Here is an 18,889-nt window from a genome sequence, read left to right as displayed (position 1 = left end):
ATTATGATAAGAGTAACTGTTTTTACCCCAACCTATAATAGAGCTCATACTTTATATAGAGTATATAATAGTTTATCCAAACAAAATGTTATGTGTTTTGAATGGATTATAGTAGATGATGGCTCAACTGATAATACTCAAGAGGTAGTTAGAGGATATATGGAAGAGGCAGCATTTAAAATTAATTATTATAAGAAAGAAAATGGCGGGAAGCATACGGCTCTTATAGAGGGTGTTAAGTACGCGAACGGTGAATTGTTTCTAATTGCAGATAGTGATGATGAATTTGAAAATAATACGATTGAGACATTTTTAAAGTATTATGATGGTATAAACAAAAATGAAAGATCTCTTTTTAGTGGTGTATCATGTTTGTGTAAATATGAGAATTCTGGAAATATAGTCGGGGATTTATATCCTAATTCACCGATGATTTCTAATAATATTGAAATAGAGTACGTCCATAATGTTCAAGGAGAAAAGTGGGGGATATTAAAGACAGATATATTAAAGAAATATTTACTAGTTGATCTTCCAAATGTGAAATTTATTTCAGAAAATTATTTTTGGTTTCAGATTGCAGAGAATTATAAAACTTTATATGTTAATGAGGCTTTAAGAACATATTATTTAAACAGTACGGATTCATTAAGTATACCTTTTACAACAGAAAGACATCCGTTAGGAGTATTTTTGTGTGAAGAAAAGCTTCTTCAAACTACGATAAGGTACTTTAGGTATGCACCTAAAAAAATATTATTGGGTGCAATTAGAATGACCTATGCCGCTCAAAGGGCAGGAATCCCTCTGAAAAAGGTTATAGCTGAAAAAGATATTATTTTGAAAGTATTAACTGTTAGTTGTTGGCCCTTTGGAAGTATATTAGGAAAGATTAGAGGGAATCAGTATAAGCGTATAAATTGAAAGAACTTATAAGGAATGTATTAATGATTAATTATCCCTAAACAAGAAAAGGGAGGATATAGTTATGTATAAAATAGCAGTAGCTGGAACAGGATACGTTGGATTAGTAGCTGGTGTATGTTTTGCCGAAGTTGGACATCAAGTAACTTGCGTTGATATTGATGAAAAAAAGGTAGAGCTAATGAAATCTGGTATCTCACCAATTTACGAGGCGGATTTAGAAGGTTTAATGCAGAAAAATTATGCTGCTGGAAGAATTGATTATACAATAGATTACAAATCAGCATACAAAGATGCAGACGCAATTTTTATTGGGGTTGGTACTCCAGAACAAAATGATGGTTCTGCAAACCTTTCATATATTGCAACTGTAGCAAAACAAATTGCTGAAAGTGTGGAAAAAGATTGTCTTGTTGTTGTAAAATCAACTGTTCCAATTGGAACAAATGATAAGGTGGAGCAGTTTATTCAAGACTTTTTAGTTAACGATGTCAAGGTAGAAGTGGCATCGAACCCAGAGTTTTTAGCACAAGGTTCTGCTGTTCATGACACTTTATATGCAGAAAGAATTGTTATAGGCACAGAAAGTAAATGGGCAGAAGAGGTATTAACGAATCTTTATAAGCCATTTCATTTACCTATTGTTTCAGTAAACAGACGTTCAGCTGAAATGATTAAATATGCATCTAATGATTTCCTAGCTCTTAAAATTTCTTACATGAATGATATTGCAAATCTTTGTGAATTGGTCGGAGCGGATATTCAAGATGTTGCAAAGGGTATGAGCTTTGATGAGCGTATTGGAAGTAAGTTTTTAAATGCAGGTATCGGTTTTGGAGGATCATGCTTCCCTAAAGATACGAAAGCATTAGAATATTTAGCTAGACAAAATGGTTATGAGTTAAGAACAGTAAAGGCTGCAATTGATGTGAACAAAGATCAAAAGACTTTATTATACAAAAAAGCAAGTCGAAGGTTAATTACTTTTAACGGTCTTAAAGTAGCAGTGTTAGGTTTAACATTTAAACCTGGTACAGATGATTTAAGAGAAGCTGCATCTCTTGAAAATATTCCTCTATTGTTAGAGCAAGGTGCTGATATTTATGCATTTGATCCAGTCGGTGCAAATAATTTTGCAAAAGTGTACCCAGAGGGAAAAAATAAAAATGGAAATATCACATACGTTACAAATATTGAACAGGCATTAGAAGATGCAAATGTTTGCTTTATCTTTACAGAATGGGGAGAAGTTAAGGCATTAACTCCAGAAATGTATAAAAAGTTGATGAGAACACCTCTAGTTTATGATGGAAGAAACATATATGATGTTCAAGCTATGCAAGAAATAGGTATAGAGTATCATTCTATCGGAAGAAAAGCTACGAGTAGAAAACGTATGAGGGAGTCGGATAATATTGAATTACAAGCCTCTAGATAATGGTAAAGTATATCTTGTTACTGGAGTAGCAGGTTTTGTAGGATACTTCTTATCTAAAAGATTGCTAGAACAAGGTTGCAAAGTAATAGGTATTGATAATGTAAATGATTATTATGATGTGAATCTTAAATATGCTCGTTTAGAGCAACTTAAGCCATGTGAGAAATTTACTTTTATTAAAGGTGATATTTCTGATAAGGATATAATTACTCAGATTTTTAAAGAGTACAAGCCTAATATTGTTGTAAACTTAGCTGCACAAGCAGGTGTAAGGTATTCTATTGAAAATCCAGATGTATATATTCAAAGTAATGTTATCGGTTTTTATAATATCCTAGAAGCGTGTAGACATTATCCAGTAGATCATCTTGTATATGCATCATCAAGTTCTGTTTATGGTGCTAATAAAAAGGTTCCATTTGAGGAAACAGATTTTGTAGACAATCCGGTATCACTTTATGCATCTACTAAGAAATCAAATGAACTTATGGCTCATACATATAGTCACTTGTATAAGATTCCAGCTACCGGACTTCGCTTCTTTACGGTATACGGTCCTATGGGACGTCCGGACATGGCGTACTTTGGATTTGCTGATAAATATTTCGCTGGGGAACCAATTAATATATTTAATAATGGTGATTTTGAAAATGACTTATATCGTGATTTTACTTATATAGATGATATTGTTGAAGGAATCCAACGTCTTTTAAGTAATCCGCCTAAAGGTGATGTGGAGCATAAAGTGTTTAATATAGGGAATAACAATCCTGAAAAGTTAATGGTATTTATTGAGACATTAGAGAAAGCGTTAGGGAAAGCTTTAGGAAGAGAAGTTGTATTTGAAAAAGTATTTGAGCCTATTAAACCCGGAGATGTACCAGCTACTTATGCATCAACTGATTTATTGCAGAAAGCTGTAGATTTTAAACCTGAGACATCTATTGAAAAAGGTTTGCAAGAATTTGCTAATTGGTATGTAGATTATTATAAAGTAACATGATTAAAAGCTTGGTTACTAAGCAGAGAATATACTAGTTATAGAATTCCATTCTTAGTATAATAGACTAATTTAGTTTTAGTATTATCTGAGCATTTATTCAGAATAAATGAAAGAAGAGGTCTATAGCAATGAAAAAGAAAATCCTATTATGGATACTAGGGATTATAGGGGTAATGATTATAGGTGGTGGAGTATATGCTTATAATGTGTACTCAAAAGTCTCAAAAACATTAGATGAAGTTCATAAACCATTAAAGCGTGATGAAGGTAATAAACAAGAAGAAAAAATCAGTAAATCAGCACCAGTTTCAATCCTATTATTAGGGGCGGATGAACGTGGTGAAGACAAAGGACGTTCAGATTCTTTAATGGTCATCACATTAAACCCTAAAAATAATTCAATGAAAACAGTAAGTATCCCTCGTGATACATATACAGAAATCGTTGGAAAAGGGAAAAGTGATAAAATTAATCATGCTTATGCATTTGGTGGCGTAGACATGTCTGTAGCGACAGTGGAAAAATTCTTGAACATTCCTATTAACTATTATATTGAAGTGAACATGGAAGGGTTTAAAGATATTGTAGATGCAGTTGGAGGTGTAGATGTAAATAATGATTTAGAATTTACACAAGATAAGCACCATTTCGTCAAGGGAAATATACACTTAACAGGTGATGAAGCTTTAGCATTCACACGTATGCGTAAAGCAGACCCACGAGGTGACTTCGGTCGTCAAATGCGTCAACGTCAAGTGATGCAGGCTGTTATTAAGAAAGGTGCAAGCTTCTCTTCTTTATCGAGCTATGGTGATGTGTTAACAGCAATTCAAAAGAACGTGAAAACAAACTTAACGCAAGATCAAATGTTTGATATGCAAAAGAATTATAAAGATTGTCTGCAGAATAGTGAAGATATCCAAATCTCAGGTGACGGTCACATAGCAGCTGATGGTATTTGGTACTACTATGTTCCAGATGCTGCAAAACAAGATTTAACGAATAAATTAAGAGCGCATCTTGAAGTGACTAAATAATATGTAATAACCCAACTCCTTTGGAAGGAGTTGGGTTTATTTTTGCATGGATTTATATTAGTATTATATATTGTGAGATTAATAGATGAGGTGAATCGATGAATAAGAAAGCAGTACTTGTCCTTGTTGTTTTTGTATTGTTTGTTGCTTCGATTGTGGGCGGTAAATTGTACTGGAATAAGAAAGTTGCAAATGCAACAGGACAAACGAGTGAAGTAACGAAAACAAAGGCTGAAGTGAAAGATAGCGGAGCGAAGAAAGAAGAGAAAAAGGAAGAGAAAAAACAAGATGCGAAGTCATCTTTTAATGAGGCATACGCGAAGAACTTGCCAGATGCAGTGAAAGAGAAGTTAAAGAAAGCTGCCCAGGATAAAAAGGCAGTAAACCTTATTATTGTTGGTGATGAAGGTTCTTCATCTGAAAAAGGTGCTTGGGCAGCTAAGTTAACGTCTAATTTAGAAACTGCTTACGGTAAAGGTTTATGGAATGTGACTGTAAAGGAATATAAGGGTGAAAGCACAGAAGAGTTAATTGCGAATAAGCGTGATAAAGAGATTGCGAAAGAGAATCCAGATGTGATTTTATTTGAGCCACCATTTATTACTGATAACGGTAAAACTGGTAATGGGAACTCTGTCGCAAATACACAGAAGTTCGTTCAAGCACTTTCTACTAGTGCAAAGGGTGCTACGATTATGATTCAACCATCAAATCCAGTGTATGGTGCGAAGAATTATCCGAAAGCAATTGAAGCATTAAAACAATTTGCGGCGCAAAATAATTATACATATATTGATCATTGGGGAGCATGGCCGGATGCATCGACAAAGGCTATCCTACCATACTTAAAAGAAGAGTTTGGTTTCCCAACTGCTAAAGGTCATGAAGTTTGGGCACAATATGTAACGGATTATTTTGTAGCTAAATAATAAAAGGGGAGAGGGTATCGTCGACAAAATATGTTCGACAATACCCTCTCTTTTTTTATAGGATTTTTGCTATACTAAACTGTACTATAATACCTGGTGGAAGGAGGAGAATGATGAAAATACTTGTGGTTGATGATGAATCGAGTATTCGTAATTTGATTCGGATGCAGTTGGAGATGGAAGGTTATGAAGTATTGGCAGCGGCTGATGGGAGAGAAGCTTTAGAGAGATGGAATGAAGGGCCGGATGTATTGATTTTGGATGTTATGCTTCCGGATACGGATGGGTATGAGTTGCTTCGTTTGTTCCGTGAGAGGGATAGGGATATTCCGGTGCTTATGTTAACGGCAAAGAGTCAGATGAATGATAAGTTGCTTGGCTTGCAGCTTGGTGCTGATGATTATGTGACGAAGCCGTTTAATTATGCGGAGCTTATTCTTCGGGTTAAGAATATGGCGCGGCGTGTAAAGAAGGCGGAGGCTGCTGTAAGTCATGAAGTAATTGAGGCTGGAGAGATAGTGGTTTGTCCTAAGGAAAGAAAGGTACATGTGAGTGGACAAGAGATTCAGTTAACGTACCGAGAGTTTAATTTATGTCAGTTATTTGTTTCAAATCCGCAGCGTGTGTTTATGAGGGATGAGTTACTTGAGAAAGTATGGGGATTTGAGTATATCGGAAATACGAGAGCAGTTGATATTATGGTGCAGAGACTTCGCAAGAAGCTTGGGACGAGCGGAGAATATATTAAGACAATTTATGGCGTTGGCTATAAACTGGATTGTTAAGTGGTGATGGTATGTCTTTAAAACGAAATATGGTGTTTGGAATAGTTGGGCTGTTAATTCCGATTTTTGTTCTTTTATATGCAGTTGTTTATATTACGTTAGAAAAGAATATGTATCATAACGCAGCAGATTCTTTAGAAAAGTTAAGTGTAGAAGCACAAATTTATACGATGAATTATTTAGAGAAGGAAGCAGAAGTAGATACGCTTGGTCCGAATTCACTTTTAATTGCGTCGTATTTAGCGAAGCGTATGGATGTCCGTGTGCAGATGATCGGGAAGAATGGCGATGTTGTTGCAGATACACAAAAAGGAGCATTGCTTCACCGTAACATCGACATTGAGAGTTCTTTGAAGGGGAAGAAGTCTTACGTTTTTGAGGAGGCGGATCCAGCTCCTATTCTTTTGTTTTCAAGCCCGGTTTATTATGGAAACGATGTCATTGGAAGTATTCGTTTTATAAATGAGTTAACGGGTGAGAAGGAAGTTTTAACAAATGTGAGCTGGACGTTCTTAATGACATCTCTTTGCCTAGTAGCTACCGGTATTTTCTTTGCGATTCGTTTGGCGAAGTCTCTTCATAAACCAATTGATCAATTGAGACAAATGGCACAGAGGCTCGCGAATGGTGATTATAAGAGTAAGATTGAGTTAAATGAGTACGTAGAAATCGCTCAGCTTTCAGCATCTTTTAACGCGATGGCCGATGGAATTGAGCTGCATATTAAGCAATTGCAGGAGGAGAAAGAGAAGCAGAAAGATTTCCTAGACCGCATTACGCATGAGCTAAAAACACCGCTAACGGCAATTATCGGTTATGTTGATTTAATTCCGAAGTTACAATCGAAAGAAGATGTACAGGAAAGTCTCCGTTATGTGGCTGTGGAAAGTGAGCGTTTATTATCACTTGTAGAGGAGCTGCTTAAGTCCTCGAAATATGGAACGAGTACGTTTGAAGTGTCACCTACAGTTGTGAACATAAAGGAATTGGCAGAGGAAGCAATTTCAATTGTGAAACCTCGCCTAAATCAGTTTGAAATTGAAGTGATAAATGAGTTAACGGATGTACATGTTGTTGCGGATTTTGATAAGACGAAGCAAATTTTCTTAAATGTGCTTGATAATGCAATTAAGTATAGTGATGCTTCGCACATTCGTATGAATGTAATTGTAAATGAGCATGAGGCGAAGGTTTTTGTTCATGATGATGGGATTGGTATAGATGAAGTGGTGCTTGCAGAGTGGAATGAGTCTCCGAAAGGAAAGGCACTTCCTTCTAGTTACGGGAATGGTTATGGTTTGTATATTTGTCAGGAGATTATGAGTAAGCAGGGCGGAAGCATGCGGATTGAGAGTAGTGAAGAAATAGGTACTACAATATTCATTACATTTTTGCTTCCGAGAAGGATGGAAGACATAAAAAACTTGAAAGCGGTTAAATGATACATTTATGAAACAATTATGCGGTATTTTCGAAACAACGTTTTTTTATCTTGGAGGTAGGCAGAAATGAAAAGGCTATCATTTCAAATTCTTATGTTTGTCATTTGTATAATTGTTTCTCTTGTTTTGTTTTATGTTATGGAGAAGCAAATCTATAATCGAATCAACATTGTAAATGATAAACAAGCCGTTTTACAAAGGGTGAATGAATCTCTTCCAATTGAAGTGAAAGTAAGACATGAAAAGTGGGGAGAAATTGTTGTAACGGATGAAGTTCGTTTGCATACGATTGTTTCATTCTTTGACCGAATTCGAATAGAGCCTGAGGGCGTTAAGAGCCAAGAACAAGTATTTACTGGAGAAGTAACGTACTTGAATGGACATAAGCGTACTTTTGCAGTGGGTGACTTGTTCCAGTATGGGGAAAATGTATACGGAAAGAATGGCATGGATCCGATGATTTCAGCACTTCAAACGTATTTATTAAGCCTGTATTACACACCAGAGCGTATTAGTGATTTCTTTGCTTCAGCAAAGGATATCGTAGTACGTCAAGGTGATGTGGTACGTACTATCAATCTTACGCACATACTTGATTCTATTCGATACGCAAAGCAAATTACAGATTACGGAGAAATTCAGAAGTTATTACAATCGCAGAATGAACCGATTGCTTATATTACAGCTTATAAAACAGGTAAGCGTGTAAAGAATGATCGTGAAGATATTCTTACGATTTCTGTGTATCCATCGTACTTTGTTGTGCAATATCTCGGTGATAATAACGGAAATGTCATGTATATGAAAAGCTCTCTAGCAGAGTTATTCGTAAAGGAGAATGCGTCATGAGAAAGATAGCCTTTTTCTTCTTTTTGCTAGTAATTGGAGGAGCGATGTCTAGTTGCTCTCGAGATACAACCTCTATTAAATATAGTAAAAATGGTCTCCCTATTTTGGATGATCGTCATATTGTTGCGTATGTAGCGGCTCGTGAGGAAGTTGGTGAAGCGTTACTTTCATCATTTTGTAAGCCGCGCGGATGTACGTATGAATTTATTCGTCTTTCAACAGAAGAACTTCTTCGTAGAGTGGAAGAAGAAGCCGGAAATCCGAAGGCGGATATTATTATTGGCGGTACAGTAGATGCGCATCAAATGATGAAGCAAAAAAATCTTTCTATTCCTGTGATAAGCCAACATGCAAATCGTATTTCAAAAACTGTTAAAGATAAAGATGGTTATTGGTACGGTTATGAAGTGGAGAAGCTGGCAATTGCGATTAATAAAGAGCGGTGGAACGAGGAAATAGCGCCGCTCGGTCTCTCGTATCCGTTAAGATGGAAAGATTTATTGAATCCAGTATATAAAGGAAAGATTGTCATGCCCGATCCAAATGTTTCAGGTACAGCATATACGTTTTTTCAATCACTGATTGATACGTTAGGTGAAGAGGAAGCGAAGGAATATGTGAAGAATCTGGCGGAACAAGTTGGAGAAGTAACAGTGAATGGTTACATCCCAGCAGAACTTGTTGCGAGCGGTGAATATATGATAGGCATCAACTTTATGGGAGATCAGAGAATGCTTCAAAAACAAGGTTTTCCGATTTTAAGTAACGAACCTGAGCAAACAGGGTTATCTGTTAATGCGATTTCGAAACTAAAACGTGCACCGAGTGGTATTATTGCGGATTTATTTATTGATTATTGTTTATCAGAAGAAGCGGGGCATATTTTAGAAAAAGTGTCGTTTGGCGTACCAACGATGTTTGCGAAGAATGAGAAAGAAATAGAAGGACAGCCGGTTAGAAGAACAAACCAAAATATATCAAATAGCGGAATAATCGAGATATGGAATAGACAGCGTCTCTCTCTGAAGTGAGAAAAGGAGACGAAAATATATGTTTAAATGGCTCAAGCCAGCACCTGCAATTGAAAGATTGCCAGCGGATATGATCGACCGTGTATATCGATTACTACGTATTCGTGTGTTAATCGGCATTTCAGTTGGATATGCTGCTTATTATTTAGTTCGTAGTAACTTTAATTTATCTACTACGTATTTAGTAGACGAGTTCGGATTTAGCACTACACAAATCGGATTATTAGGTGCAGTAATGGCTGTTGTTTACGGACTTAGTAAATTCTTTATGGGTAATTTATCGGATAAGGCATTTGCTCAACGATTTATTGCAGTAGGTTTATTTTTATCTGGGCTTGTTAATATTTGTTTCGGTTATGCATCTTCCTTTGGGATGATTTTAACATTACTTGTTCTAAACGGTATTGTACAAGGTATGGGAGCACCACCTTGTAGTATTGTTATGACGAAATGGTTTTCAAAGAAAGAACGTGGGACGAAAACAGGTCTTTGGAATATTTCACATAACGTTGGTGGATTACTTGTTCCACCATTCATTGGAATTGGTGTAGGTATCTTCGGTGAAAGTCATTGGCAAGGTGGCGTATTTATTTTCCCAGCGATTATCGCAATGGTAATTGCAGTTCTTGTTTGGATTAATGCGAAAGATACGCCAGAATCTGAAGGTCTTCCGCCAATTGACGAGTATCGTAATGACTATGAAAATCTTGAAAAAGCAGATAATGCTAATAAGATGTCACCAAAAGAAATTTTAATGAAGTATGTAGTGAAGAATAAATTTGTTTGGTTCTTATGTATTGCAAATGCATTTGTTTATTTAATTCGTTTCGGTGTTATTAACTGGGTACCGATTTACTTAACAACAGTTAAAGGTTTTACGAAAACAGAAGCACATGCAGCATATTCAATATTTGAAGCAGCAGCGATTCCAAGTTCTTTAATTGTCGGTTTTTTAAGTGATAAATTATTCAAAGGAAAACGTATGCCATTATGTGTTATGAGTATGGCTGGGGTTGTTGTTGGTACGATTGTATATTGGCAAGCAACTAGTATACTTGTTGTAAGTATTGCAGTTTCTGTAATTGGTTGTTTAATTTATGTACCACAGTTCTTAATCGGTTTAAGTGCAATGGAATTAGTACCTAAGTTTGCAGTAGGTACAACAGTTGGTATGTGTGGTCTGTTCGGTTATGTTGGAGGTAGTTTCGTAGCTAACGCAGCAATTGGTATTATTGTTGATCGTTCTGGCTGGGATGGTTGCTTCATGTTACTGTTAGCAGGCGGTATTTTATCAACAATATTCTTACTGATTGTTCAAATGGGACATGAGAGAAAATCTTCTAAAGTAGTATAATATTTTATTTGAAAAAGCTATCCAATTGTTATATTGGATAGCTTTTATATTTTTATTTAGAAAAAACAAACAGTATGTAAAATTGGAGTTTAATGTGTAAAAGGTTTTTGTTACTTAATATAATTTTTTTAGATTTAATAAACCAATCACGTACATAGTTAGACCGAAAAATCCACCGCCACAGATGAAAATTACAACCTTAAATAAAGAAATAGAGATTTCTTCTGAACCTACATAGGGAAGGATATAATTCATAAAAACAAACATTTGAAAGCCCCAAAGCACACCTGCTTTTAAGCCAGCTTTTCTTAATTTTTTCTTGTGTTGTAAATATTCTTCTTTTGTTGCACATTCAGTATCACTTAAACCTTTTTTCTTGAATTTAAAGACTAAATAATTAGCATAAATCATATTAGATAGAAAAATGAATATTGTTCCTATAGATATTGTGTGGTTCATAGTATCAACAAGTAACATAATAAGCATTACCAACATATTTAGCCACCATAAACCAATTCCAGCTACAGATAATTCTTTATTGATTTCTTGTTTTTGATATTCATCTCTCTCACTCATTGTTCCAACAAAACTATTATAAACTCTTTCTTTCCATTCAATTTTCATCATTTAATCTCCCTCCCAAAATAGACTGTTTAAATCTGTTTTTAGTGCTTTTGCTAATTCGATACATAAGGCTAAAGAAGGGTTATATTTATTATTTTCAATTAAATTTATTGTCTGTCTCGCCACGTTAACTTTTTTAGCTAACTCTAGCTGCGATAGCCCTTCAGATTTTCGATATTGTTTAACGTTATTCAAATATAACCCTCCCATTTATGGTTGTAGACCTCGTGTACCAAAATGTCATTTATATGTGACATTTTATAATTGAATAAATGAAATGTCAAATATATATGACAAAAATGATAGTAGTACAATTAGGAAAATGATTTTAATAATTTATCTTGGTAAGAAGTTTATTAATAAAAGATGGCTTACATTCATATAAAAAGTACTTGAAAATTCAATTTAAATTATCCTTTTTCCTTTCCTTAAATCTATCTTAAAAGATATAATGTCATATTTCTAATCATTGGAATTTTTGTTACAATATAATTAGATGTGTAAAACTTTGTAAAAATAATGTAATAATATGTAATATATTTTCAGAAAGTTTTATACAATTTTATATTAAACTATTAAGTTGTAAAAAGGAGAGAGACTATGTTACCAAATACGGTTCGTACTCCAAACAAGAAGAAGAAATGGATTATTATTGGGGTTATTGCACTAATTGTTATTGTAGCGGCAATTAATATTTTTGTTATGCAAGGTAAGAAGAAGGGTGCATCAACAAATGCTGATGCTGTAAGTTTTGAGAAAGTGACAGAGCGTAAGCTGAATAATACGAAGTTAATTTCTGGTCAGGTGAAGCCTGGTAATATTGAAAGCTTCTATGCAGATCCGGCCAAAGGGAAAGTGAAAGATATTGAGGTAAAAGAAGGGCAAGAGGTAGAGAAAGGCACGAAGTTATTCTCTTATGATAATGAAGAGATTAACCTTCAAATGAAGCAAGCTGAGCTTGATCAGAAGATGGCGGATATGCGTTATGATCAAGGGAAAAAGAAGATTGATTCGTTGAAGAAAGAAATTAAGAAGGCGAAAGATAGCGGAGCTGGGAAAGAAGTAACAGATCCGATGGACGAGCAAGTAAACGAGTTAGAGATAGGACAAAAAACAATTGACCTTGAGAAAGAAAAAGGAAAGTTGCAGAAAGAAGAGTTAAGTAAGAAGCAGAAAGAACTTACGATTTATAGCAATTTTGCTGGTGTTGTTCAAAAGTTAGATAAAGATGCGGCACAAAGTTCATCTCAAGCGTTAGGTGGTCAAGGAAAAGCGTTTTTACAAGTAGCTTCTAAAGATCCATTCCAAGTTCAAGGTACGTTAACTGAGCTTCAAAAGTCACAAATCCAAAAGGATCAAACATTCACTGTAACTGCAAAAGCAAATAATAAGAAGAAGTGGACAGGTAAGATTACAGAGGTAAGCGAGTTCCCAACAAGTGCAGAGATGGCGCAAGCTGGCGGCATGGGTGAAGCAACTCAAAATATGTCTCAGTATACATATAAAGCTAGCCTTGATAGTCAAGATGGTTTATCTCCAGGTTATCACGTTTCTCTGCAAGTAAACTTAGAGAATAAGACGATGGTTGCTGTTCCAAGTAAAAGCATTGTAGAAAAAGGCGATGATGCATTTGTTTATGTTGAGGAAAAAGGAAAGCTTCGTAAACAAAATGTGAAAAAAGGTTCTACTGATGGAGACTGGACAGAGATTACTGAAGGCGTAACAGTGGGGCAAAAGGTGGTTAAAAATCCTTCCGACGATGTGTATGACGGAATGGAAGTGAAAGAGAAATGATTACGTTAAACCATATTGCTAAAACGTATTATCAAGGAAAATTGGCAGTGCCGATTTTGCATGGTATTAGTTTAACAATTCAGAGCGGTGAGTTCGTTTCGATTATGGGACCGTCTGGTTCTGGTAAATCAACGCTTATGAATATTATCGGTTGTTTAGATCGTCCAACAGAAGGCGAATATATGCTGAACGATGTGAATATCTTAACAGCAGACGAGTCAAAGCTTGCTTTAATTCGTAATGAATATATTGGTTTTGTATTCCAGCACTTTAATTTGCTTCCGCGTCTTTCGGCAGTGGAAAATGTTGAGCTTCCGCTCGTATATGGTGGCGTGAAGAAAGCGGAGCGTCGCAAGCGTGCTTTGGAGGCACTAGGTAAAGTTGGATTGGCAGATCGCGTGCATCATTTACCAAATGAGTTATCAGGTGGACAGAAGCAGCGTGTAGCGATTGCAAGAGCGATTGCGAATAATCCAACGTTCATTATGGCCGATGAACCGACTGGTGCACTTGATACGAAGTCTGGTGAGCAAGTTATGGATATTTTCACGAAGCTTAATGCAGAAGGTACGACGATTGTTATGGTTACGCATGAAGAGGAAGTAGCAGCTTATTCTTCCCGCCGCATTGTACTGCGAGACGGGAAAGTTACAGAAGATAGAAGGTGTGCGGTATGAGTTTACTAGATAGTATAAAAATTGCCCTGTCTTCTATTTTAGCTCATAAACTGCGTTCAGCTCTTACGATGCTCGGTATTATTATCGGGGTAGGTTCGATTATTACTGTCGTTGCAATTGGGCAAGGCGGGGAAGCGATGCTGAAGTCGAAAATCGCTGGTTCTGGTAATAATCTTATGCCAATTCAATTTAAACCGGATATTAATGATGAGTTCAGTATGGGGGGGCATCAAGTACCGAAATTAACAGAAGAAGATATTATGGAAGTAAAGCAAGTTAAAGATGTTTCTCATGTTATTACGACGAATAATACGATGGAAACAATGGATATTAATGATAAAAAATCAATGATTAATGTTATTGGACTTGATAGTGAATATTTTGAAGTAAATAAAGTGAAAGTGGTTAAAGGTCGTTCATTAAATGAATCTGATATTTCACAAGGAAATAACGTTGTTATGATTAGTACGAAATCAGAAGAGACGTTATTTAAAGATGAAAATCCAGTAGGGAAAATTATTGAAATGAAAGGACAACCGATGCAAATTATTGGTGTCTATAAATCAGATAATGAATTTATGGGGTTCGAGGCTGAGGAAATGTTAATTCCTCTTACTTTATGGCCTGTTTTATACGGAACGGATGAAATTCAAAGTATCGCCATTCAATCTAAAAACGTAGATAATTTAGAAACGGCAGGGAAAAAAGCTGTTGATGTATTAAATAGTCGTAAACCAAGCGATATTCCAGGTAAATATGAATTGGTGAATTTAAAAGAATTCCAAGAAGGTGTTTCTAAAGTTACTAACATTATGACGATGATCATTGGTGGTATCGCGGGTATTTCATTAGTCGTTGGTGGTATTGGTGTTATGAATATTATGCTTGTATCTGTAACGGAGCGTACACGCGAAATTGGGATACGTAAAGCACTTGGAGCAACACGTAGTAAAATTTTATTACAGTTTTTAATTGAAGCCGTTATGTTAACACTTCTAGGTGGTTTAATCGGAATTGGTCTTGGGTATGGCGGAGCATATATCGTTTCTACATTCGCAAAATGGCCGCCACTCGTTTCATGGGAAGTTGTCGTTGGAGGCGTACTGTTCTCGATGACACTCGGTATTATTTTTGGATTAATTCCAGCAAATAAAGCTGCGAAATTAGATCCAATTGAAGCATTGCGTTATGAGTAATTAATAGTGTAGTAGAACTACACATTACCGTTCTAGTGGGCGGTTCGTAGCCTCTATATGAGGAAGTGAACCGCCCACTAGAACGGGTTATATAAATAGAAGGAGGCGTTATAATGGAAGCAAATATTAATACGCAAGATGTAGGTGCGAAGAAGCCATCATTATTAGGAATGATTACTTCTCCAGGTGAGCAGTTTGAGAGAATGAAGACGAAAAGTCCGGTTTGGGGGGCATTTGTCTTATTTGTTATATTAGGAACGATTATAGCAACAGCAGTGTCTTACTTAACATTAATTAGTACTCCAGAATTGGCAAAAGAATTAAATGGTGAAGCAGGGGCAATGGTAAAAGGATTTACCCTTGGTGGAGGCGCACTTGTTGGTCTATTAGGAACACCTATAGGTCTCTTTATTGCGGCAGGTTTTTATAAAATTATTATGATGTTTATGAGCAATGATACACCATACATGAAAATATTATCGATTTACTTATATGCTAATCTTGTTTATTATATCGGCGGATTGTTAAATGCAGGATTAGGCTTTATTTTTGATGGAAATGGCACTGATGTTTATACAAGTTTAGCTCCTTTATTTGAACAAGGGACAGTAGCACATGGAATTGCCTCTTCAATTGAAATTTTTAATATTTGGAGCCTCATTCTAACAGGACTAGGCTTACACATTGTAGCTGGTTTAAGTAAGAAACAAGCTACGATTTTAATTGTAATCTTCTTTATCCTAACAATTGCATTAGGCGTTGTAAGAGGTTTAGTAAGCGGCTTTGGTGCATAACATATTATTTTAAAAAGGTGACTCTTCAAGAGAGTCACCTTTTTTATTTTTACCCCTATTTCAAATACTATCTAGTGTAATTTCAAATTCTGTCGGTAGTATTTGAAATTACTCACAGTGAAATCTTTTCTTTATTTTTATATTGTGAAGGTACCGCGGAATACTAGAAAGGTATACCTTTTAGAAACGGGTACTGTGTGAAGCCAGCGACTTTTACAGAGGCAGTTGTTTTGTATGAAGGGATGATTGTAAATCAAATAAAGAAATTAGGTATTCGTAAAGATTATGAAGAGTATTATCAATGTGGTTTAATTGGTCTTTGGCATGCGTATGAAAGATTTGATGCAAAGAAGGGGTATTTCCCTGCATATGCAGTTGTAACGGTGCGTGGTTATATATTAGAGAGATTGAAGAAAGAGTTCGCAGTGCAGGAGAGATGTGTATGTGTAGGTGAGTATGAGGATATCTTTCATTTTGAGGATGTTGAAATAAGAGTGAAGGATTTTATGAGCGTGTTAGATGAGAAGGAGAAGTATATTATTTTTGAACGTTTTTTTGTAGGGAAGACGATGGGAGAAATCGCTTTAGAGACGGAAATGACATATTATCAAGTAAGATGGATGTATCGGCAAGCACTTGAGAAAATGCGAGATAGTGTAAGAGGATAAATATTAATATAAGAATGGAAGGCAAGAGATGTTGCTTTCCATTCTATTTGTTAGTTTAATGTAGTAAATGTAACAAGGGGTTTTTAAATTGTAGTGAATCTTGCATGTTCATACGAGATAGTATGTATCCAGCTTTTAATAATTGTTGCTGCAATTTATGGGGACTGATAGATATTGTTGTTGTAGTGCCATTTGAAAAATGTATTTTAGCCTTTTTAATCTTTTGGCAAAAGTCTATATCGTGTATGTGGTTATAAAATAGCCATATACAGTTTGGAGATGAAGGAGATTCTGTTGGGAAAGTACAAATGTATTCCCGATGATTAATTGGAATTGGAACGTTTTGTTTGAATCTAAAATTTGTTTGGACTGCATTACGCCTGCCTTGATAAGTAGAGTGAATATGGGTTAAGCAAGATTTTTTGATGAGTTGTAATGCGGTTTGGCAGGAACGAAGATCATTTCCGCTACTGTCGATAAGTTTTGTACGATAATAAGGGTGATTGTATGGAACAAGCATCATAGTAGAACTAGAAATAATAATGTTATTTTCATCATTCATGATTTTAAGTCCTCCCTTATGAAATTAATATTTCGAATATAATTATATACGGAATAAGTAAACTTGGTGTTAATATTTTGTTTTGTATTGTAAATTTTGGCTATTCGTTTACAATCAATAGGTGATAGTCTTTCTAATTTGCATCGCTTGTACATATATATGAAAATAGAAAAGAGTAGGCGGTGATATAGTATGAAGAAAAAGTATATTATTATGGCTTTAGTTGTCGTTCTCCTAGTATATTTAGCAAACAGTAATCCGAGTAAAGGAGAATATACAGAATGGGCAGCGAAGCAGTTTATGAAGCGTAATGATGTGAGTAAGAAGCTAGATGAAGTTCAAAAAGAGAATGAAGAGGGTCTCCTTGGCGACTTGGCATCGGCCGGTAAAAAGTTAGCGAAAAAGTATGTTGAGCCACAAGTTGGGTTATTAATCGATCATTATACGAAGCGAAATGATTATATATTCTTCTCAACATATACGACTGAGTTTGATATAGGGGAAGAACATTATAAGTATGTATGCGTCGGTTTTTCAAAGATTTTTATCCCGATTGAAATGCCGAAGAAAAAAGACGAATCTGCAAAATGATGCAGATTCGTCTTTTTTATTTTATAAAGTAATTTGAACTTCAGATACATTTTTTTCTATAAGGCGAGCTCCCTTTTTTCTTGTATTTTCATCAATGGATGAAAATACAGATGAGGCAAGGATTGTATCCATTACTTGATTTACGACTTGTGCATCGATTGGTGTGATGGGCGTATCGATAGAAAAAACGACTGTTTTTCCATCTTCTTTTGTGAAAATCAACTCTAGTACTTGCATGTGTTATTCCCTCCTTTGTATTTATCAAGCTATTTATGGGATTCGGGTCTGCCGGTTAAATTGCGGTCTAATAATCAGCGGGGATGAATAAAATCCCCACTGATCCGAGTTTTACTTTATAGTTTAGAAAGATCTGATGTGCTTACAAGTTGTACAGCGTGAAGTGGTGATGCTTGTAAGGAAGCTAGAGCATGAGCTACATTGTGTACTTGATCTAAGCTCGCATTTGTTTTAACACGTTTAAATTGTTTGCTCTTGAAAACTGTTTTTCCGTTCTTATCTAATCCGTTGTTTAAGACAAGACGTAAAGTTAAATCCATTACGATTGTTTCAATTGCCATGTGTATCACCTCCTTTCACTTTATAAATAGGGTACAAATGTCATGTTTTGGCGTGAAATTTTTTCTTTTTTTTGGTACCCTTAAAAGATTAAGAGAGGAGAATTCTGGATAATGAATCGTAAATGGTTATTTTGGATTCCTGTATTACTATGGATGGGGCTGATTTTCTATTCTTCGGCACAACCATATAAAAAGCAGGATATGCGTTCAGATATTGAACAATATGTAAATGTTGAATTTGTGAAAGAGCATTTTTCATGGGTATCTATCGATTATGGTGGAGGAACCCCTGTTAGTATTGCGAATAAAGGTGTAGGCGGATTTATTGAGTTTTTCCTTCGTAAAGGTGCTCATTTTATGGTGTTCTTTATGCTAGGTTCATTGATTTATTACGCTTTTCATCGATCAGGTTATTCGAGGAAAAGATGTTTTATATATGCCCTTCTTTTCGTTGCGGGTTATGCAACATTTGATGAGATTCACCAATGGTATACGGGGGAGCGTACACCAATGTGGCAAGATTCATTGCTTGATACGTGCGGCGGGTTAACGGGGATTATAATAAGTAATTGGTTTTGGAATAGAAAAAAGCGCTAATCTCATTTCGAGATTA

General features: G+C 35.5%; 22 protein-coding genes. 17 read left to right on the top strand and 5 right to left on the bottom strand.

Annotated elements, in window-relative coordinates:
• Positions 1-3: 3 nt before the first annotated feature.
• The 10 genes from DN399_RS25940 (at position 4) to pgtP (ending at position 10,792) form a co-directional block, all read left to right on the top strand.
• Complete coding sequence (locus DN399_RS25940) at positions 4-924, top strand: glycosyltransferase family 2 protein (protein ID WP_098564859.1); 921 nt, start codon at positions 4-6, stop codon at positions 922-924.
• A 64-nt stretch (positions 925-988) separates the two neighbouring features.
• The gene (locus tag DN399_RS25935) at positions 989-2,362 is read left to right on the top strand and encodes a UDP-glucose dehydrogenase family protein (protein WP_149150062.1); all 1,374 of its coding nucleotides are present in this window, start codon (positions 989-991) and stop codon (positions 2,360-2,362) included.
• Positions 2,340-3,365, top strand: a complete 1,026-nt coding sequence (locus DN399_RS25930) for a GDP-mannose 4,6-dehydratase (protein WP_149150061.1) — start codon at positions 2,340-2,342, stop codon at positions 3,363-3,365. Before DN399_RS25935 ends, DN399_RS25930 begins: the two co-directional genes overlap by 23 nt.
• A gap of 128 nt (positions 3,366-3,493) precedes the next feature.
• Positions 3,494-4,402, top strand: coding sequence for a polyisoprenyl-teichoic acid--peptidoglycan teichoic acid transferase TagU (tagU, locus tag DN399_RS25925; RefSeq protein ID WP_149150060.1), 909 nt, complete (start codon positions 3,494-3,496; stop codon positions 4,400-4,402).
• A gap of 98 nt (positions 4,403-4,500) precedes the next feature.
• A complete protein-coding gene (locus DN399_RS25920) occupies positions 4,501-5,331 on the top strand; it encodes an SGNH/GDSL hydrolase family protein (RefSeq protein WP_149150059.1) in 831 nt (276 codons plus the stop codon).
• 113 nt (positions 5,332-5,444) lie between these two features.
• A complete protein-coding gene (locus tag DN399_RS25915) occupies positions 5,445-6,116 on the top strand; it encodes a response regulator transcription factor (protein ID WP_149150058.1) in 672 nt (223 codons plus the stop codon).
• Between the two features lie 11 nt (positions 6,117-6,127).
• A complete protein-coding gene (locus tag DN399_RS25910; protein ID WP_149150057.1) occupies positions 6,128-7,558 on the top strand; it encodes a HAMP domain-containing sensor histidine kinase in 1,431 nt (476 codons plus the stop codon).
• Positions 7,559-7,624: 66 nt separating this feature from the next.
• Complete coding sequence (locus DN399_RS25905; RefSeq protein WP_149150056.1) at positions 7,625-8,407, top strand: DUF3919 family protein; 783 nt, start codon at positions 7,625-7,627, stop codon at positions 8,405-8,407.
• Positions 8,404-9,438, top strand: coding sequence for an ABC transporter substrate-binding protein (locus DN399_RS25900; RefSeq protein ID WP_001225641.1), 1,035 nt, complete (start codon positions 8,404-8,406; stop codon positions 9,436-9,438). The genes DN399_RS25905 and DN399_RS25900 overlap by 4 nt, the downstream gene beginning before the upstream one ends.
• Before the next feature lie 19 nt (positions 9,439-9,457).
• A complete protein-coding gene (gene pgtP, locus DN399_RS25895; protein ID WP_025709692.1) occupies positions 9,458-10,792 on the top strand; it encodes an MFS transporter in 1,335 nt (444 codons plus the stop codon).
• A 114-nt stretch (positions 10,793-10,906) separates the two neighbouring features.
• On the opposite strand, the gene DN399_RS25890 is transcribed toward pgtP, so the two are convergent.
• Together DN399_RS25890 and DN399_RS25885 are read right to left on the bottom strand one after the other, a co-directional pair.
• Positions 10,907-11,419: a DUF3278 domain-containing protein gene (locus tag DN399_RS25890; RefSeq protein ID WP_149150055.1), complete on the bottom strand. Its 513-nt coding sequence runs from the start codon at positions 11,417-11,419 to the stop codon at positions 10,907-10,909.
• Positions 11,420-11,611 carry a helix-turn-helix transcriptional regulator gene (locus DN399_RS25885; protein WP_001067016.1) on the bottom strand — a complete coding sequence of 64 codons (192 nt, stop codon included), beginning with the start codon at positions 11,609-11,611 and terminating at the stop codon, positions 11,420-11,422. It lies immediately after the preceding gene.
• Between the two features lie 405 nt (positions 11,612-12,016).
• Here DN399_RS25885 and DN399_RS25880 point away from each other — a divergent pair, with 405 nt between their 5' ends.
• The 5 genes from DN399_RS25880 to DN399_RS25860 all read left to right on the top strand — a co-directional run bounded on the left by DN399_RS25880 (position 12,017) and on the right by DN399_RS25860 (position 16,545).
• Positions 12,017-13,210: an efflux RND transporter periplasmic adaptor subunit gene (locus DN399_RS25880; protein WP_089607743.1), complete on the top strand. Its 1,194-nt coding sequence runs from the start codon at positions 12,017-12,019 to the stop codon at positions 13,208-13,210.
• Positions 13,207-13,887, top strand: a complete 681-nt coding sequence (locus DN399_RS25875) for an ABC transporter ATP-binding protein (protein ID WP_000631603.1) — start codon at positions 13,207-13,209, stop codon at positions 13,885-13,887. Before DN399_RS25880 ends, DN399_RS25875 begins: the two co-directional genes overlap by 4 nt.
• The gene (locus tag DN399_RS25870) at positions 13,884-15,083 is read left to right on the top strand and encodes an ABC transporter permease (protein WP_000054380.1); all 1,200 of its coding nucleotides are present in this window, start codon (positions 13,884-13,886) and stop codon (positions 15,081-15,083) included. Before DN399_RS25875 ends, DN399_RS25870 begins: the two co-directional genes overlap by 4 nt.
• A 113-nt stretch (positions 15,084-15,196) precedes the next feature.
• Complete coding sequence (gene yknW, locus DN399_RS25865; RefSeq protein WP_000387924.1) at positions 15,197-15,877, top strand: YknW family membrane protein; 681 nt, start codon at positions 15,197-15,199, stop codon at positions 15,875-15,877.
• 197 nt (positions 15,878-16,074) lie between these two features.
• Entirely contained in the window at positions 16,075-16,545 is a 471-nt protein-coding gene (locus DN399_RS25860; protein WP_098771218.1) for a sigma-70 family RNA polymerase sigma factor, read from the top strand.
• A gap of 55 nt (positions 16,546-16,600) precedes the next feature.
• Here the strand turns inward: DN399_RS25860 and DN399_RS25855 are convergent, their stop codons facing one another.
• Positions 16,601-17,107 carry a competence protein ComK gene (locus tag DN399_RS25855; protein ID WP_000997459.1) on the bottom strand — a complete coding sequence of 169 codons (507 nt, stop codon included), beginning with the start codon at positions 17,105-17,107 and terminating at the stop codon, positions 16,601-16,603.
• A 192-nt stretch (positions 17,108-17,299) separates the two neighbouring features.
• Here DN399_RS25855 and DN399_RS25850 point away from each other — a divergent pair, with 192 nt between their 5' ends.
• A complete protein-coding gene (locus DN399_RS25850; protein WP_000731405.1) occupies positions 17,300-17,698 on the top strand; it encodes a DUF4359 domain-containing protein in 399 nt (132 codons plus the stop codon).
• A 21-nt stretch (positions 17,699-17,719) separates the two neighbouring features.
• On the opposite strand, the gene DN399_RS25845 is transcribed toward DN399_RS25850, so the two are convergent.
• Positions 17,720-17,935: a DUF2922 domain-containing protein gene (locus tag DN399_RS25845; protein ID WP_149150054.1), complete on the bottom strand. Its 216-nt coding sequence runs from the start codon at positions 17,933-17,935 to the stop codon at positions 17,720-17,722.
• A 116-nt stretch (positions 17,936-18,051) separates the two neighbouring features.
• Entirely contained in the window at positions 18,052-18,276 is a 225-nt protein-coding gene (locus DN399_RS25840; protein ID WP_000963861.1) for a DUF1659 domain-containing protein, read from the bottom strand.
• A gap of 111 nt (positions 18,277-18,387) precedes the next feature.
• Between DN399_RS25840 and DN399_RS25835 the strand changes: the two genes are divergently transcribed.
• The gene (locus DN399_RS25835) at positions 18,388-18,873 is read left to right on the top strand and encodes a VanZ family protein (RefSeq protein WP_149150053.1); all 486 of its coding nucleotides are present in this window, start codon (positions 18,388-18,390) and stop codon (positions 18,871-18,873) included.
• The last annotated feature ends 16 nt before the right edge of the window (positions 18,874-18,889 follow it).

This window comes from Bacillus sp. AR4-2 (assembly GCF_008274865.1).
Lineage (GTDB): Bacteria > Bacillota > Bacilli > Bacillales > Bacillaceae_G > Bacillus_A > Bacillus_A cereus.
Note: the sequence above shows the minus strand (reverse complement) of the source record. Positions and strands in the feature narration are given on the sequence as shown.

What these genes read in the sequence shown, in the direction of transcription:
- DN399_RS25940 (WP_098564859.1), top strand. Translation starts at nt 4, where the DNA reads ATGATAAGAGTAACTGTTTTTACCCCAACCTATAATAGAGCTCATACT.
- DN399_RS25935 (WP_149150062.1), top strand. Translation starts at nt 989, where the DNA reads ATGTATAAAATAGCAGTAGCTGGAACAGGATACGTTGGATTAGTAGCT.
- tagU (WP_149150060.1), top strand. Translation starts at nt 3,494, where the DNA reads ATGAAAAAGAAAATCCTATTATGGATACTAGGGATTATAGGGGTAATG.
- DN399_RS25920 (WP_149150059.1), top strand. Translation starts at nt 4,501, where the DNA reads ATGAATAAGAAAGCAGTACTTGTCCTTGTTGTTTTTGTATTGTTTGTT.
- DN399_RS25915 (WP_149150058.1), top strand. Translation starts at nt 5,445, where the DNA reads ATGAAAATACTTGTGGTTGATGATGAATCGAGTATTCGTAATTTGATT.
- DN399_RS25910 (WP_149150057.1), top strand. Translation starts at nt 6,128, where the DNA reads ATGTCTTTAAAACGAAATATGGTGTTTGGAATAGTTGGGCTGTTAATT.
- DN399_RS25905 (WP_149150056.1), top strand. Translation starts at nt 7,625, where the DNA reads ATGAAAAGGCTATCATTTCAAATTCTTATGTTTGTCATTTGTATAATT.
- DN399_RS25900 (WP_001225641.1), top strand. Translation starts at nt 8,404, where the DNA reads ATGAGAAAGATAGCCTTTTTCTTCTTTTTGCTAGTAATTGGAGGAGCG.
- pgtP (WP_025709692.1), top strand. Translation starts at nt 9,458, where the DNA reads ATGTTTAAATGGCTCAAGCCAGCACCTGCAATTGAAAGATTGCCAGCG.
- DN399_RS25890 (WP_149150055.1), bottom strand. Translation starts at nt 11,419, where the DNA reads ATGATGAAAATTGAATGGAAAGAAAGAGTTTATAATAGTTTTGTTGGA.
- DN399_RS25880 (WP_089607743.1), top strand. Translation starts at nt 12,017, where the DNA reads ATGTTACCAAATACGGTTCGTACTCCAAACAAGAAGAAGAAATGGATT.
- DN399_RS25875 (WP_000631603.1), top strand. Translation starts at nt 13,207, where the DNA reads ATGATTACGTTAAACCATATTGCTAAAACGTATTATCAAGGAAAATTG.
- DN399_RS25870 (WP_000054380.1), top strand. Translation starts at nt 13,884, where the DNA reads ATGAGTTTACTAGATAGTATAAAAATTGCCCTGTCTTCTATTTTAGCT.
- yknW (WP_000387924.1), top strand. Translation starts at nt 15,197, where the DNA reads ATGGAAGCAAATATTAATACGCAAGATGTAGGTGCGAAGAAGCCATCA.
- DN399_RS25855 (WP_000997459.1), bottom strand. Translation starts at nt 17,107, where the DNA reads ATGAATGATGAAAATAACATTATTATTTCTAGTTCTACTATGATGCTT.
- DN399_RS25850 (WP_000731405.1), top strand. Translation starts at nt 17,300, where the DNA reads ATGAAGAAAAAGTATATTATTATGGCTTTAGTTGTCGTTCTCCTAGTA.
- DN399_RS25845 (WP_149150054.1), bottom strand. Translation starts at nt 17,935, where the DNA reads ATGCAAGTACTAGAGTTGATTTTCACAAAAGAAGATGGAAAAACAGTC.
- DN399_RS25840 (WP_000963861.1), bottom strand. Translation starts at nt 18,276, where the DNA reads ATGGCAATTGAAACAATCGTAATGGATTTAACTTTACGTCTTGTCTTA.
- DN399_RS25835 (WP_149150053.1), top strand. Translation starts at nt 18,388, where the DNA reads ATGAATCGTAAATGGTTATTTTGGATTCCTGTATTACTATGGATGGGG.